The 15,107-nt window shown below is 63.9% G+C and carries 17 protein-coding genes; 3 read left to right on the plus strand and 14 right to left on the minus strand.

Features of this window, described 5'->3' with window-relative positions; genetic code table 11:
- The 9 genes from ACTJK6_RS18010 to ACTJK6_RS18050 form a co-directional block, all read right to left on the minus strand.
- Entirely contained in the window at positions 1–1,965 is a 1,965-nt protein-coding gene (locus ACTJK6_RS18010) for a phage tail tape measure protein (protein ID WP_440839738.1), read from the minus strand.
- Between the two features lie 34 nt (positions 1,966–1,999).
- Positions 2,000–2,404 carry a hypothetical protein gene (locus ACTJK6_RS18015; RefSeq protein WP_260803283.1) on the minus strand — a complete coding sequence of 135 codons (405 nt, stop codon included), beginning with the start codon at positions 2,402–2,404 and terminating at the stop codon, positions 2,000–2,002.
- Positions 2,401–2,535 (minus strand): hypothetical protein, encoded by a 135-nt coding sequence (locus ACTJK6_RS18020; RefSeq protein WP_260803557.1) that lies wholly within the window; start codon positions 2,533–2,535, stop codon positions 2,401–2,403. Before ACTJK6_RS18020 ends, ACTJK6_RS18015 begins: the two co-directional genes overlap by 4 nt.
- Positions 2,536–2,567: 32 nt before the next feature.
- A complete protein-coding gene (locus ACTJK6_RS18025; RefSeq protein ID WP_260803284.1) occupies positions 2,568–2,927 on the minus strand; it encodes a hypothetical protein in 360 nt (119 codons plus the stop codon).
- A complete protein-coding gene (locus ACTJK6_RS18030; protein ID WP_440839739.1) occupies positions 2,927–3,358 on the minus strand; it encodes a hypothetical protein in 432 nt (143 codons plus the stop codon). Before ACTJK6_RS18030 ends, ACTJK6_RS18025 begins: the two co-directional genes overlap by 1 nt.
- An 84-nt stretch (positions 3,359–3,442) precedes the next feature.
- Positions 3,443–4,975 (minus strand): phage tail protein, encoded by a 1,533-nt coding sequence (locus ACTJK6_RS18035; RefSeq protein ID WP_440839740.1) that lies wholly within the window; start codon positions 4,973–4,975, stop codon positions 3,443–3,445.
- 123 nt (positions 4,976–5,098) lie between these two features.
- Entirely contained in the window at positions 5,099–5,935 is an 837-nt protein-coding gene (locus ACTJK6_RS18040) for a hypothetical protein (RefSeq protein WP_260803287.1), read from the minus strand.
- A gap of 347 nt (positions 5,936–6,282) precedes the next feature.
- On the minus strand, positions 6,283–6,726 hold the full coding sequence (locus ACTJK6_RS18045; RefSeq protein WP_260803288.1) for a hypothetical protein: 444 nt from the start codon (positions 6,724–6,726) through the stop codon (positions 6,283–6,285).
- A 117-nt stretch (positions 6,727–6,843) separates the two neighbouring features.
- Positions 6,844–7,131, minus strand: a complete 288-nt coding sequence (locus tag ACTJK6_RS18050; RefSeq protein ID WP_260803289.1) for a hypothetical protein — start codon at positions 7,129–7,131, stop codon at positions 6,844–6,846.
- Between the two features lie 176 nt (positions 7,132–7,307).
- Here ACTJK6_RS18050 and ACTJK6_RS18055 point away from each other — a divergent pair, with 176 nt between their 5' ends.
- Both ACTJK6_RS18055 and ACTJK6_RS18060 read left to right on the plus strand, forming a co-directional pair.
- The gene (locus tag ACTJK6_RS18055) at positions 7,308–8,093 is read left to right on the plus strand and encodes a S24 family peptidase (RefSeq protein ID WP_260803290.1); all 786 of its coding nucleotides are present in this window, start codon (positions 7,308–7,310) and stop codon (positions 8,091–8,093) included.
- A gap of 340 nt (positions 8,094–8,433) precedes the next feature.
- Complete coding sequence (locus ACTJK6_RS18060; RefSeq protein WP_260803291.1) at positions 8,434–8,574, plus strand: hypothetical protein; 141 nt, start codon at positions 8,434–8,436, stop codon at positions 8,572–8,574.
- A gap of 127 nt (positions 8,575–8,701) precedes the next feature.
- Here ACTJK6_RS18060 and ACTJK6_RS18065 read toward each other — a convergent pair whose 3' ends face one another.
- Complete coding sequence (locus ACTJK6_RS18065) at positions 8,702–9,247, minus strand: GNAT family N-acetyltransferase (RefSeq protein ID WP_392397771.1); 546 nt, start codon at positions 9,245–9,247, stop codon at positions 8,702–8,704.
- Between the two features lie 158 nt (positions 9,248–9,405).
- Here ACTJK6_RS18065 and ACTJK6_RS18070 point away from each other — a divergent pair, with 158 nt between their 5' ends.
- Positions 9,406–10,383, plus strand: coding sequence for a DedA family protein/thiosulfate sulfurtransferase GlpE (locus ACTJK6_RS18070; protein WP_232039060.1), 978 nt, complete (start codon positions 9,406–9,408; stop codon positions 10,381–10,383).
- A 352-nt stretch (positions 10,384–10,735) separates the two neighbouring features.
- On the opposite strand, the gene ACTJK6_RS18075 is transcribed toward ACTJK6_RS18070, so the two are convergent.
- The 4 genes from ACTJK6_RS18075 to fliH form a co-directional block, all read right to left on the minus strand.
- Positions 10,736–12,310, minus strand: coding sequence for a flagellar hook-length control protein FliK (locus tag ACTJK6_RS18075; RefSeq protein WP_440840044.1), 1,575 nt, complete (start codon positions 12,308–12,310; stop codon positions 10,736–10,738).
- A gap of 38 nt (positions 12,311–12,348) precedes the next feature.
- Positions 12,349–12,813: a flagellar export protein FliJ gene (fliJ, locus tag ACTJK6_RS18080; RefSeq protein WP_065855816.1), complete on the minus strand. Its 465-nt coding sequence runs from the start codon at positions 12,811–12,813 to the stop codon at positions 12,349–12,351.
- A gap of 108 nt (positions 12,814–12,921) precedes the next feature.
- Positions 12,922–14,358 (minus strand): flagellar protein export ATPase FliI, encoded by a 1,437-nt coding sequence (gene fliI, locus ACTJK6_RS18085; protein ID WP_316871873.1) that lies wholly within the window; start codon positions 14,356–14,358, stop codon positions 12,922–12,924.
- A complete protein-coding gene (fliH, locus tag ACTJK6_RS18090) occupies positions 14,348–15,085 on the minus strand; it encodes a flagellar assembly protein FliH (RefSeq protein ID WP_260803292.1) in 738 nt (245 codons plus the stop codon). Before fliH ends, fliI begins: the two co-directional genes overlap by 11 nt.
- Positions 15,086–15,107 lie beyond the last annotated feature (22 nt).

Genomic DNA, 15,107 nt, shown 5'->3' on the forward strand with positions numbered 1-15,107 from the left:
TCAGAGTCCGGATGGCATGAGCTGCATGCCGGTATTGAAAGTGCTGAAGCCAGTCTGCGGGCGCGCCAGGTGCCCTTCGATCTGCTTCCAGACCACCTGGCCAACGGAGCGGCCGTCCATGGTCACGTCGCCTTTTAGGTAGACGAACTTGGGCTCGGCGACCTTCACGGCGGTGCTGGGCGCGCTTGTGCCATGGCTGGAGTCCGGCTTGGTGGCTGGCAATTTCCTCACGGTGTCTCCGTGAAGTACGTCGTACAGAAACGTGCCCAGCGTCGCACCCTTGACTCCGCTGACCCGCTCGATCAATGGACTGATGACGTTGTCGTTAACGTAACCACCGAGCTTGTAACCGCCGTATGCCGCGGTGATGAGGCCGCTGCCTCGCCCCAGCACCCCCAGCACCCCCAGCGCCTTCGACGCAAGCGGCGATTCCATCAGCGTTCCTGCAGCGCTCAGCAGACCGCGGCCCACTCCACCGCCCGCGCGAACCATAGACAGGCTTGCCCGCCCCACACCGGCTCCCAGCCAAAGTGCGCTGGTGGCTGCAGACCTCACCATACGCGCTACGCCGCGTGCGAAACCACCGCCACGCATCGCTCCGCCGCCGCCCGGCAAAGGCACCGACAGCGTGGAGCTGACCTTGTGTAGGAAAGCGAGTCCCGTGGCGAACGCCATGATCGCCTTCGTTGTGCCCGGAAACTCCTGTGCAAGGTGGGTGATGCCCCCAATCAAGCCATTGAATTTCTCCAACCCGGCAATTGCCAACGGCAAAACATGTTCGCCAAGTGCGATATTGAGATTCGCCTTCTTGGCCTCGTAGTCCTTCAGCTTGCCTTCGAGCCCTTCGTTATCCTTCTCGTAAAGCTTGACCGCGCCCGGTCCTTTTCCGGCATTGGCGAGGTACAGCCCAGCTCGCTCCTTGTCGTGCTGAAGCTGCTCCAGGATGTTCTTCTCGCCCTGTATGCCGAGCAGGTTGCCCAGCTTGGCGTTGAGACTGTCTCCGGCATATCCGCGCTTCTGCAGCGCCGGCACGATCTCGTCCAACAAATACTGGAGCGGATTCTTGGCGAAGCTCTCCGCGTCCTTGACGCCCGTCGCATCCACGCCGGTGATGTGCCCAGCCTTGTCGCGACGCACGGCCTTGGGGTCCAGCAGCTTGACGCGTTCGAGCTCATGCACAACGGTCGCGGACATATTCCCCGCCACCCAGCCTTGGAGCGCCGACATGGCCTCAACGCCGGCCTTCGTGCCGCCATTGGCTTGCATGAACTGCTTCAGCCCAAACACCGCGGCCTCAGACGGCTTCAGTGCACCAGACAGCTTGCCGCCTTGCATGGCCTCCAGGTAGTCCTTGGGCAGCACACCGCCGCCGCTCGCCATCGCCGTATTGACGAGCATATTGAAGGTCTCTTCCACCTTCTTCGTATCGATCTTGCCGTCTCTGCCGATCACGCCGTCGCGCATCTGCGCAACCTTCAGCGCGGTCAGCGTCATGCTGTCAAGTTGCGCGCCGTCCTTGATACCTGTTGCCGAACCAAAGGCCGTCCGCGCCTGGGCCAGCAGTTTCGTCACGTCCTGTGCTTGGGTCGAACTCTGCAGAATGGTCTGCGCTCCGCCAAACAGCTGACCGACATCGGTGAGCGACATGCCCTTGATGTCGAGCCCTTTGAGGAACTTCTCGTTCGCCGCCGCAGCCCCGGCGTCAAAGCGGCTGATCCGTTCAAGAACAGCGTGGTACTTCGAAGCAGCATCCACCTGCTTGTCCCACATGTGGGCGGCTTCGTTGCCGGCCTTGAACAGACCGCTGCCGAACTCGGTCAGCTTCTTAACCCTCTCCAGCCGGGTCTCCAACTTCTCCGCACTCTTGTTGACGGAGTCGAACTGCGCGGCGATCGCCAACAACCCGCGCGACACGTTATCGACCAACGCAATCTGTATCCCGATTTTGTAAGCATCGAGGCTCATGGGAATCCTTGTTCGTCTGTTGAGGCCACCGATCTCACGTGTGCGCGCTTGCGGCGGAAGCCAACGGGCGGCCCTTCAGCACCGCCGTCACCGCATCACCCACACTCTTTTGCACAGCATCCGCGTGCGCGTCTGCCACCGCACCCAAAAATGGATGCGGTGGCGTCTGCGCACTGCCAAGCTCCAGGACGACGGCCCGGTTGGCGTTGGAGCCGATGGCCGCCTCCAACCCCTTGGCTTCCCGGCCGATGGAATCGCGCAATGCATTCACGTGCGCCGCATCCGTGATGCCGGCGGCTGCTGCGCTTTCCATCGCCTTGGCGCGGGCCGCCTGCTCCATTGCTGCTGTGGCTGAGGCCAGCCCCTGCGACAGCGCCTCCGGCACCCGCGCCTCCAACGCCGTCAGGCGACGCGACATCTCAATCAACGAGAGGTTCATTCGCGCTCCTTGAAAGACATCGTCTTCAGGTCGAACTCCGCGCCATGGAATTCGCTGCATTTGATGGCCATCGCCTGACGCATGGTGTCGTCCAGTGAAAACGCCACGTCGAACGGAACACCGTTATGCACGAGCCACATTGCCTCGTGAAACGGGCCGTTCGTCAGGAGTTTTTTAGCTCGGACTCCGACGTGGCAACGTTGATGAAGCTGGCCGCCACACCGCGCTGCGCGGCCTCGTTGCCCTCTTCGCCCAGGCGTTGATACAGCGCACGCAACTGGGCTTCCGAGGCGGGCGTCGGCACCGGTTCACCGTCAATGGCGCAGACGAACTTCAGATGCGCAACCTCGGCCAGGTACAGCATGTTCAACTCACTGCCGCCCGCGGCCTTGGCAAAGTCGAGGTTCGCCAGCGGGCTCGGTTTGCGCAGCGTGATCTTGCGGCCCAATGCATCGTCGACCACCTGCTCTTTCGCGGCGGCCTTGATGATCTGTTCGGAGGGAGTGATCGTCACGTTGGTCATCAGGACACCTTGATGCGGCGCGAAGCCACGAAGTTGACGGACTGCTTGATGGTGGCATCGCCGGCGCGGTTGCCTGCGTCGGCCAGCGTCATGAGCACCCCGTCATAGCGGAACTGCGAGACCGAGCCGTTGGCCTCCTGGATCGTTTCGTAGATCTGCGCGGGGGCCTCGTTCAGGCCCGCGTAGAAGCCTGCTTCGAGCTGCGCAAAGTAGTTGTCGAGCGTCGCGTCCTGGCGCTCCACGTCGAACGAACCCGACCAGCCGTCGAAGAAGCGCACATGATCGGTGATGCCGCCCAGGCGTTTGACGCGCACGTCGGTTACGTCCTGCTTGCTCTTGAATGCGGTGATCTTGTTCGGTTGCAGCGTGCCGCCTGCGGTCTGGATGACCAGGGTGTAGTCGCGGCCCACGGAGTAGCCTTGAATCGGCATAACGTTCTCCAAAAGAAAAGCCCCACGTCATGCGGGGCGAGAAGATTGATGGATATGCGAAGGGTGAAGCGCCTGACGCGCGTGTTACTGATTTGCCGTCGACGTGCGGATCACCGTGGCCTGCGAGCCTTCCACGTTCACCAGGAACTTCTCGATGACTGACAGGTAGACCACCTTCACGTCGGCCTGCATGTAGCCCAGCGCAACGCGATTCATCGGATTGTTGTTGGCATCGATCTGCACGGAGAACGCCGGGCCGCCATTGACCGCGCCGATCATTCCTTGCTGCTCCATCGAGCTGAGGAAGTTCGACAGCGTGGCTGCGGCCTGCGCGCGCACCGTGGCCGACTGCAGCTGGCCGACATACTTGCCCATGCCGGCGTTGATCGTGCTGGCGATGTAGTTGGTCATGCGCGTGTAGTTGTCGCCCTGCGTGAGCGCGTTGGAGCTGGTGTTGTGCCCCGCCCGGCAACCGAAGTACGCGCCGCCCGGCACGGGATTCGTCACGACATCGATGCCGGCCTGGATCAAGGCTTGTAACTCGGCCGAGCTGTAGCTCTGGTTGGCGAACGTCTTCTGCGTGCCCACCACGCCGTAGATCTGCTTGTTCAGGCTGCTGCTCTGCGGTGACAGGTTGGCCAGCAAGCCCGCAACGAAGCCTTGCGGCGACACCAGGCGCGTTACACCGTTGACGGTATCGAGCCAATACACCCAATCGCCAAACAGCAGCTTGAAGGCGTACGAATCGATGCCGGCGGTGCTCTTCGCCGTGACGGCATTGGCGATGGTGTCGCCGCTCGGACCTGTGCCGATCATGTAGATGCCTTCGGACAGGCCGAACGCCACCTGGGTCGGCCAGGTCGTTGCGTCGGTGCAGTCGGCGAGCATGGCAATCGACACGCCCTGGTTGCGCAGCGCGTACATGCCCTTACGCGGCACGGTATCCTGACCGAGCAGCACGGCGCCGGTGATGGTGGCCGCGCCGTCCGTACCGCCCGCCAGTTGCAGCGTGGCGGCCGTCGGTGCGGTGGTGCTCGCGCCTGCGGTGGCAGTGATGATTTGCGACGCGCCGCGCATCACGCTCACGCCGTTGTTGATGGCGTTGGCAATTGCGATCCACAACGCATTGCCGGTCTGACCGGCACCGATGTTGTCGAACACCTCAGGCGCCAGCGTCGGAGCGGCCACGGTCACCTTCCACGTGTTGGCGGCGGAGCCGGCCGTCAGCGCCACCGTGACGGTGTTGCCGAGCGAACCCGTGTACTTGGCCGTGAACGTCACGCCGTTGGTTTGCGCGACCACCGTGGCGGCGGTGTCGGTGCCGTCGGTCACGCGCACACAGCGGAAGTTGTTGGCGCCCTGCTGAACCGCCACGGCCACGGCCGTACCCATATCGTAGGTGCGGTTCTGGATCGCACCGAACGTCTGCGCGTACATGGCCATATTGCCGATCAGCGTCGGCGAGTTGACGGGGCCCCAGGTGGCCGTGCCGACCACGCCAAGCACGTTGGTGGGAACGCCGTTGAGCAGGGTGACCTGCGGCGGAACAATCTGGACGTACAGGTCCGGAACGATGAGTGCAGTGGTATTGATGCTGCCCTGCTGGACGATCGGCATGCGTGCCTCCGAGTGAGAAAAGCAAAAGGCCGCACAAAGGCGGCCGGACATAAAAAAAAACCGCCCTAGTTAAAACGGGCGGCACGGTGGGGTGACTTCGACCGCAATACGGCTACGGCTGCGCTACTGCACGAGTGTTCGAACAGGAAACTGCCCGTCCATCGCCGCGCCAGCGGTCACGTTCTCTACGCCCGTCGCAATCTGGTACGCCGTATCGGTCACGATGGTCGCGTACTCGACGGCATAGCGCAGGTCACGCCGGTAGATGCCATTGGTCAGGTCGTCGTATTGATGGCCGCGCTTATAGCGCAGCGCGGCGCCCTGGTCCGGCAACGTCAATCGCACGATGCCCGAGAGCACTGCATCGACCTTACCCGCGATGAGGTCGCGGGGCGCAGCACCATTCGCCCAAGCCGAGATAAGGAACGTGCGCTCTTGCCGGCGCGTCTCGCGCTGTACCGTACCGATGCCGCCCACGCGCGCCGAGATGTATGTCGCATTCGGAATGGTGATCGACGAATCAGCAGCCGTTGCAGGTCGGTCAACAGCAACCAGCGTAGCCAGCGCCGTCGCAATGCTGGCCGGTGTATCACTCGCCTGCACGGCGTAGGCATATGCGCGGCCATCCACCAACAGCACAACGTTCTGCGGCGTGCTGACGGTACCGTTCACCATGACGGTCTGGGCGGTCACGCTCAAGGCAAGTGTGTTTGCTGGCGGTGTGGCGACGGTCCAATCGGAGAACGCGGTGTTTGCGTGCCTTTGATGACTCGTGGTCGGAAAGATCGACACGTGTGCCTTGTTGGCTTGCAGGTCAGTCTTCAGTTGCGTCATGTTGGGCCAGCCGCTGTAGACCACCACCGGATTGCCCGTGATCGATGGCTGGCTGGTTCCGTTCGGATAGACCACGCCAGTGATCAGCGTGACGAGTGCGTTGGAAACATCGGAGAGATCTGCCATAGGACAAGTGCCTTCATCGATGCGCGCTGCAATGCGTGATCGATCGAGTGAGTTGCATCCAGGATTGAGACAGCCGCGCTCGGTTCCTCACCGTGCAGCGACATCGAGGCATGTATTGCGTGCGAATACGTCAGCGAGCGAAGCCGAGAAACAAAAAAGCCCGCTGGGTGGCGGGCTTTTCTTCGCGATGTCTGCGCTTCGTCTGGGTAAGTCAATGCACCCCAGTGGGGTGCATGTCTCGGTCTGAACCGGTTACGCCGCGAGGGCAATCGAACATCTGGGAAACAGAATACGAAGGGGATATAAACCGTGCAAGTGGGCTGAAGAAAAAATTCCGAAAAAAAATTTCAGGCAGCCAACGGAGCCGCAGTCACAGTCGCAGCAGCAGCCGCTGCACGCACGGCCTTCGTCATCTGCACACGGGCGACCTCCGAATCGATGACGTGCGACATGATCGACTGCGCCTTTGCAAGCCGGACCTTCCAGTGCTTGAGCGTGTGCGGCGACGCGCCGTACTTGCGCACAAGAATGCGGCACACCATCTCTGCCGGCATGCGATGCACGTAGTGATACTGCAATAGCCGCTTGGCTACGGGGTCGGCGATTTTTTGCCAAGCATGCTCCACCAGCCAGCCGTCGTTCACGTCGATGCTGACAATGGCCTGCGGCGCGCCGCTTTCTGCATCGCGCATGGCGACGGCCAGGCGTGCCCACGAAGCGCAGTACTGCGGTTGCCAGCTAGGGTCGCGCACGACGCGACTCCAGTTCTCCAGACGGTCTTCGATTCCCATGTCCCTTGTCCTCGTATGTTCATTGCTCGTTGATGCCGATATCGGGCTGCATCACTTGGCCCTCGCGCCGTCGCCTTGCACACTCCGGACAGCGCGAGAACACGACGATGCATGCGCCTATTGGAAAACGCGCACCTGCGCAGGCACCGCACGCACCGATTGCACCCAGCGGCCTGTGACGCCGCATTTGCGTTCCTCATCGAGCTCAAGCCGCTTGGCGGCGATCAATTCACTGCGGCGCGCAGAGACGCTCGATTTTTCAATACGCAGCGCCTGCGCGATCTCGGCAATCGTGGCGGTGCCACTACGGGCGACGTAGTCGGCAATGCGATCGCACTGCAGCTTGGCCGTGGACGTGGCACGGTCACGTCGAAAAGCATCCATCGAAATTTGGGTGGCGGTCATGGGAAGAGGCTCCAGTCGGCGCGGCGTGGCGCGCGGATTGAACAAGATTCCGATCGGCCGAGCCGCCCACAGTGGATGGGCGCCGAGCCGATGCAGAGAAGTTTAGATTGTTCTAAACTGTTGCGTCAAGACACTTCTAATACACAAATTAGAAATTTCTTGCTCTAATGCGACCCATGGACATCTACGACAACCGCCGCCAGTGGCTGACCTACTGGATCCAGACCCTCGTCAACGGAGACCGCTCGGCGTTCGAGCGTCTGTATGGGTATTCGCGCTCACAGGTGGCGCAGTTCCTGTCGCGCACCTATCAGGATGGACGCAGCATCGGCGACATCGCCGCGCGACGTCTTGAGAAGAAGCTGGGGTTTGCCGACCGCGTGATGGACACACCCTTCTCCGATGCCGCCGCGCAGGCCGCCGGCGGCAGCGCGGGGGACATCGTCCGCACGAGTGCTGGCGCATCGGCGCACAGCAAGGGCTTTCCCGCGCGCCCCATCACGACGTACAACAGCCTGGACGAACTGCCGGCCGAGACCACCATCTTGATCACGCATGTCGACGTGGCGCTATCTGCCGGCAACGGACGCGAAACGTGGCACGTTGAAGAGAAGGAACCGCTGCCGTTCCAGGCCGATTACGTCCGCCGGCTGGACGCCAGCCCCAAGCACCTCGTGGCGGTGAAAGTGCGCGGCGACAGCATGGAGCCGCGCCTGTTTGATGACGACACGGTGGTCGTCGATAAGGCGGATCGGCGCATCCCCACGGGCGGCGGCGTGTTTGCCCTGGTGTATTGCGGCGAGATGCTGGTGAAGCGACTGTTTCGCTTGCCTGACGGCTCCATCCGGGTGGTCAGCGACAACAAGGAGAAGCACGACCCATTCATCGTGACGCCGGACCAGCTCGAACACATCGACATCGTCGGTCGCGTCAAGTACCGGTCTGGCATGGGCGATTTTTGAGCCTTCCAGCCCCCCAGTTCTCAACATGCAAACCCGCTTCGGCGGGTTTTTTCGTGCCACGCCGCAACGTTCTAATCGAGAAAAGTAGACATTTCTTGACATAAAATTAGAAATATCTAAAATATCGGTGTGCGACACGTTCGAGACAAGGTCGCCAGGAGGGGGCATGATGGTCGGCACAGCCACCAACAAACATGGGGCATGGCCCCTGGCAGCGTGAACCACCACCTCCGGCGTCGCGCATGGATGCGCAACCGGCAGATCGATCTGGTGATCGTGCTGGCGCTGCTTGGCGCAGTGCTGCGCGGGCTAGGGCAACTGCTCTGACACCGAGACCCTCATGAAGCACGTACCGCATGCAGACCCACCGCCCGTGGCCAGCGGGCACACGGCCTTCGTCGACTGGCTGCTCGTCATCGTCATGGGGCTGTTCGCCGGCGGCGCGATGTATCTGGCCTTGCTCGTGCGCATCACTTACTGAACGCGCAGCGCTCAACCAACCTATCGCAAACTGAATGACTGAAACCGAAACACTCGACCGTATTCTTGAAGCGACCCGCAAGGCATGGTGCCTACCGGCCGTGCGACTCGGCGACCCTGCTCTCACCTCACAGGGCCCGCTGCATCAGCAGACAATCCAGCCAGCGTCCAAACTTGTAGCCCACCGCCTCCAGCACGCCCACCTCGCGAAACCCGCAGCGCGCGTGCAACTTGGCTGACCCCGGGTTCTCACGGCCGCCGCCCACCACGGCCACCATCTGCTTGAAACCCCGCGCCTGGCATTCGCGTATCAGCGCCTCCAGCAGCAACGTCCCCACGCCCCGGCCCTGCGCAGCAGTATCAAGATAAATGGAATCTTCCACCGTATGGCGATACGCAGGCCGCGCACGATGCGGGCCGGCATACGCGTAGCCGAGCAACGCGCCACCCGCTTCGGCCACAACGTAGGGCATGCCGGCATCCTGCAATGCGTGAAAGCGGCGCGTCATCTCGGCCAGATCGGGAGCGTCGATCTCAAAGCTGGCGGTGCCAGTACGCACATGATGTGCGTAGATGCCGACGATGGTCGGCAAATCCGCTACGGTAGCTGCGCGAATAGCGATGGCACCAGATTCGTCCACGGTAGCGGCGTCGATGGGCATTGCAGAAGACATGGCGGCAATTCAGAAGCGGTATGAAGTGCTCATTGTCACGCCAATTTCACTCGAACCGCAGATCGCCGAGCGCATTCCGGTGACATGGCTATCGGGCGGCGCCGGAATGCGGTAACTTGGCAGACGCTTTCGCCCCCGCCCGCCGCGCCCTTCCTGCCATGCACGACCTGTTTCCCCTGATCGCCGAATACGGCGCGTTTGCCGTATTCCTCAATGTGCTGCTGACGCAAGCCGGTGCGCCGCTGCCGGCCGTGCCAACGCTGCTGGTGGCCGGTGCGCTTACGTTCCATGGACCGCTCTACCTGATGGAGCTGGCGCCCGCCGCCGTGTCCGGCGCGCTGCTGGGCGACGGCCTGTGGTACTTCGCAGGCAAGCGCTATGGCCGGCACGTCATGGCACTGCTGTGCCGTGTGTCCCTGTCGCCCGATTCGTGCGTGCGGCGCACGCGCACACAGTTCGAGCGCTGGGGCGCGCCGATGCTGCTCATTGCGAAATTCGTTCCGGGTTTGTCGACCGTATCCTCTGCGCTACTGGGAACAATGCGCACGCCGTTCAGCACGTTTGCGCTGTACAACCTGGTGGGCTCCGCAGTTTGGGCAACGCTCTGGTTGATGCTGGGCCGCGTGGCGCATGACAGCATCGACCAGGCGCTGCGCCAGCTCGACCAGCTCGGCACGCGCGCCATACTGCTGATCGCGTTGCTGGCGGCGGTGTATGTGGCTGCACGTTGGCTGCAGCGTTGGCGCTTTCGCAAGATGCTGGAGATGGCACGCATCTCGCCCGATGAGCTGCACGCACTGATCGAATCGGGCGCGGCTCCCGTCATCATCGACGTGCGCGCCGACAGCTCGCGCATGCTGCAGCCGCAGCGCATTCCGGGGGCAATGCTGTACGACATGTCCGCCAGCCACCGCGCGATCGAGATCGATGGCCCCGACCGCGAGATCATCATCTACTGCGCCTGCCCCAACGAGGCGTCTGCCGTGATGCTGGCGCGCACGCTGATGGGGCGCGGCTTCAAGCGCGTGCGTCCGCTGCATGGCGGGATCGATGCATGGGTGGCGCGCGGCTATGGTGTGGAGCACGTGGTGTCGGTCACGCCCGCCACATTGGCAACGGCGGAAGCGGGCGCCTGAGGCTTTCCCGCTGGCGCACAAAAACAAAAAGCGCACCTCGCGGTGCGCTCTCCCGTAAGTACGGCAAACATGCGGTGCGCCAGCCCCCCGGCTCGGACACCCCGCATCGGTCCGTGTGCATCCGCCCGAAGACGGATGTGGCGAAATGATCCCCGTTTGATCCCTTCTTCGCCAGTCGGACTTGACCCCCTTGTTATTCATTTGCAACGCTGCCGCGCCAAACCTGTGCGCGGCGTGCTCGCATTGTTATTTCCCGTCCTTCTTTCGTTGCCTTGCGGCTGGCCATTTTTGCATGGCACTCGTGCGTACTAACGGCCGGCTGACCTCAAACTTTAGGCGCCGTCCGCAATCGTCAGGCGAATGTATCAATCACGCCTTCGTGGCTGGAAACCCGGCGCGGCGCCACCGTCAGCGTATCGGCGCGGTCTTGCGAGCCGCTGCTGCCATACCGGCTGCCGCTGCCACCGTTGCCTGAACCGCCACCTTGGTTTTGCGCCGACGAGCCTTGCGATGCACTCTGCTGCTGGCTGAAGTCGCCCGTGCTGACAGACGTTTGCGCAAGCTGCATCCCGCCTTGCTGCATGGCGTCGCGCAGGCGCGGCATGGCGTCCTGCACGAGTTCGGCCACGGCTTGGTGCTGGCAGACAAAGCTCGCGTTGACGGCGCCGTTGTCCACCTCCAGCTTGACGTGCATGCCCCCCAGCTCGGCCGGGTTCAACTGCAGCTCGGCTGACGATTGGCGATGTACCTGCATGAAGGCAAGCTGGCTGGCCATGCTTTGCGGCCATGCGGCATCGCCAAAGGTGGGCAGCGTGTGCACTTGCTGTGGCGTGATCGATGCCCCTGCCGCCGCGCCTGCGTTGGCGCCGCCCACCGCAAAGGTCGGTGCGGCCATGCCCGCGTCGCCATTGGCGCGCGACAGCACGCCCTGGAACTGCGCACCGTTGCCCTGCGCATTGGCTTGCGTGCCGGCGTTATCCGAATTGCCCGTGTTACCGCCATTGCTGGCGTGGCTGGTGGCATCGGTCACGGCGGCGGCAGGCGTTTGCGCGGTGGCGTTGTGTGCGCTCAAATCGCTGCGACGCGGCAGGCCCCGGTCGACATCGGCGCCTTTTGCAGCCGACGTGCAGCCGAGCTGACGCACGGTGGCCGGCGTGTTGTCGGCAACGGCGCGCGTGCGGGCCATGGCCTGGGCCAGCGTGCCGCTGTCAGGCAGTGCGGTGGCAGGCGGCGTCGGCGTGTTTGCGGCGTTGGCTTTGGCGTCCTTGGCGGCAGGCAGTCCGGCTTGGCCAACCTGTGCCGTCGCGGCCGGATCTGCGGCGCCCTGCGTCCCGTTGGCAGCCGCAGTTGCGGCAGCCAGTGCGGCGGCGTCATTTGTGGACGATTTGCCAGCAGCCTGCGTCGTCGCGTCTGTGTCGGCGTTGGTATTTGATTGAGCTGCGGGCTGGGCAAGCGGCAGTTGCGTGGCTGCGGCCTGCTGCGCAGCCTGGCGAGCGGCCTCGATCTGCGCAGCCAGTTGTGCGGCCGGATCGACCACCGCCTGTTGCGCAGCGGTATCGAGATCCTTGGCGTTGGCAGGCTGCGCCGGCTTGGCGCTGGCCGTATCGGCGGTGCTGGCCGGCGTGGTGATGGCCTGTTCCGGCGTGTTGGCATCGGCCGGTTTCGCATCCTGATCGTTGCGCGCGGCGCCGGTGCGTGCGACATCCTTGCGGGCGATGTCGGCTCGGCGGCTGGCATCGTCGGCGGTGGATTGCGCATCGGCGCGACGGCGCGCGGCGTCCTGAGCCAGGCGGTCGGACAACAGGTTGCCGAAGGTATCGGTGCCCGACGAAGAAGCCTGCGTCTTGTCTGCGGCGGCAGTATTGCCGGCCGACAGCATGGCGCCCAGGTCCTTGGCGGCGGTGTTGGGGGTGGCACTCAAGCCCACGTTGACTCCATCTTGCGACTGCGTGTTCGCGTTCGTCTTCAATTACCGCCCTGCGCCGCACGCATGCGGATCACCTTGGCGGCGTGTTCGTCGTTGTCGCGCTGGGCTCGGCGTTCTTCGTCCAGGCGCTGCTCTTCAATGTGGCGCTGGCGCAGGATGTCGAACGACTGTTCGCGGCGCTGCTTTTCCAGCCAGTTGGCACGGCTCATTGCGAGCTGCTGCTCCAGCGCATTGATGGTGCCCTTCTGCTGGTGCACGGCATTGCCCAGGCGGTCGATAAAAGCCGCGTAGTTGCGCAGGCGCGTCACGTCCATGCCGCCTTCGGCGCTGCTCAGCATCTGCTGGTGGTAGTTGTTGCGGTAGTCGGACAGCAGCGCCAGCTTTTGCGTGGCAGCCTCGCGCGTGTTCATCAGGCGGCCGACTTCCTGCGTGGCTTTCTCGGTGTCCTTCTGGGCCAGTTCCAGCACGGTTTCGAGGCGGAACGGCTTGTTCATGGTGGTCATCGGTCGACCCTCCAGCTTCCCGTTACATCAACCCATCGGACGCAAACCCGGCAGCTTTAGCCTCCGGTTTGCGCAACGCTTGCGGCTTCACAGTGTCAAGCGGGCACATCACGCCAGCACTCCCTGCATCTTCTGCAGCGTGTGCTCGCGGCTTTCGTTCTCGAACATGCCTTGCTGCAGGAATGCTTCCATGTCGGGGTAGCGCGCGATGGCCTGGTCGGTCACCGGGTCGCTGCCACGTGCGTAGGCGCCTACGGCAATCAGGTCGCGGTTGCGCTGATAGCGGGCGTAGAGCTGCTTGAAGCGGCGCGCCGTGTCGAGCTGCTCGCGCGGCACGATGGCCGACATCACGCGGCTGATCGACTGTTCGATATCGATGGCCGGGTAGTGGCCCTGCTCCGCCAGCTTGCGCGAGAGCACGAAGTGGCCGTCCAGAATGGCGCGCGCCGCATCGGCAATCGGGTCCTGCTGGTCATCGCCTTCGGCCAGCACCGTGTAGAACGCCGTGATGGAGCCGCCGCGGCCGTTGGCATCCACCATGCCGTTGCCGGCACGCTCAACCAGCGCGGGCAGCTTGGCAAACGCCGAGGGCGGATAGCCCTTGGTGGCCGGCGGCTCGCCGATGGCCAGGGCGATCTCGCGCTGCGCCATCGCATAACGCGTGAGCGAATCGACGATCAGCAGCACGTTGCAGCCGCGGTCGCGGAAGTATTCGGCAATGGTGTGGGCGTAAGCGGCACCCTGCAGGCGCATCAGCGGCGAGGTGTCGGCAGGCGCAGCCACCACGGCCGAGCGTGCCAAGCCTTCGTCGCCAAGAATCTCGTCGATGAATTCCTTCACTTCGCGGCCGCGCTCGCCGATCAGGCCCACCACCACCACGTCGGCCTGCGTGTAGCGGGCCATCATGCCCAGCAGCACGCTCTTGCCCACGCCGGAGCCGGCAAACAGGCCCAGACGCTGGCCTTGGCCAACAGTCAGCAGACCATTGATGGCACGCACGCCCACGTCCAGCACATGCTCGATCGGCTTGCGCTTGAGCGGGTTCAGCGGTGCGGGGTTCAACGTGCCCCAGGCCAGGTCTTCGTGCGCGCCCAGCGGCCCCTTGCCATCGAGCGGCTCGCCGTTGGCGTCCACCACACGGCCCAGCAGGCGCGGACCCACGGGCAAGAACTTGCTGTGCGAAATCGTCGGGTCGGCGCCGTCTTCGCTCGACACCGGCAGGCGTTGCGGCTCCATCGGGAACACGCGCGCGCCGGGCACCACGCCCACCAGATCCGTTTGCGGCATCAGGAAGGCACGCTCTTCGGCAAAGCCCACCACTTCGGCCAGCACGTGGCGGCCGTGCGGGAGTTCTACGCGGCAAGCGCTGCCCACCGGCAGCTTCAGGCCAACGGCTTCCATGACCAGGCCGGCCACGCGCGTGAGCTTGCCGCACGTCACCACCGGGCGCGCCAGACGCGCACGCTGCGCAGTCTGCTGCAGGTGGGTTTGCCAAACGCGCACGTTCGGGTTGTTGGCGGCGGGCTGCACGGTCTCAGGCGACATGGAGTGCTCCTCCTGCCACGCGCTCGGCTTCAGAGCGTTCGCTGGCAAGCCATGCGGTATCGCGGCCCAGCGCGCGGGTCAGTTCGGCCCAGCGGGTTTGCAGCGTGGCATCGGTTTCGCCAAAGCGGGTCTGCACACGGCAGCCGCCGCGCTCGATGGCGGCATCGACGATGAGCGTCCAGCCGGCCGCGGCCAGCTCGGTGCCCAGCGTCTGACGGATCAATTCGGCATCATCGGCGTGCACGCGCAGCATGGCCGGTGCCGGTGCGGTCGGCGCGTCGCCCAGTACTTCGCGAATCATCGGCAGGATGCGTTCGGGCTGGGCATGCAGCGCGCCGCGCAGAAACTGCTGCGCGAGTTGCAGCGCCAGATCCACCAGCTCTTCGGCAACGCTGCCGTTCAGTTGGTCGATCGCCTCGCGCACGGACTGCATGAGCGTGGCGATGTGCTTGGAATCTTCCTCGCCCTGGCGGCGGCCTTGTTCAAAGCCATCCTGAAAGCCTTGCGCGAAACCATCGCGGCGGCCTTCGTCGCGGGCGGTGGCAAGCTCGGCGTCCAGCGCGGCCTGCCATTCCTCTTCGGAAATGGGCGGTTCTTCGGGCTCAGGCGGCGGAGGCGGCGGCGCGGCTGCAGCAGCAGCCTCTGCGGCCTGCCGCCGGAAGTCGGTCGGCTCCCACGCCTGGTATTCGAGCAATGTGTCGCGCGGGATGATCGGAGGACGCGGCATCTCAGCGCCCCATCAAAACAAT

The organism is Ralstonia sp. 22086 (genome assembly GCF_052045975.1).
GTDB classification, from domain to species: domain Bacteria; phylum Pseudomonadota; class Gammaproteobacteria; order Burkholderiales; family Burkholderiaceae; genus Ralstonia; species Ralstonia wenshanensis.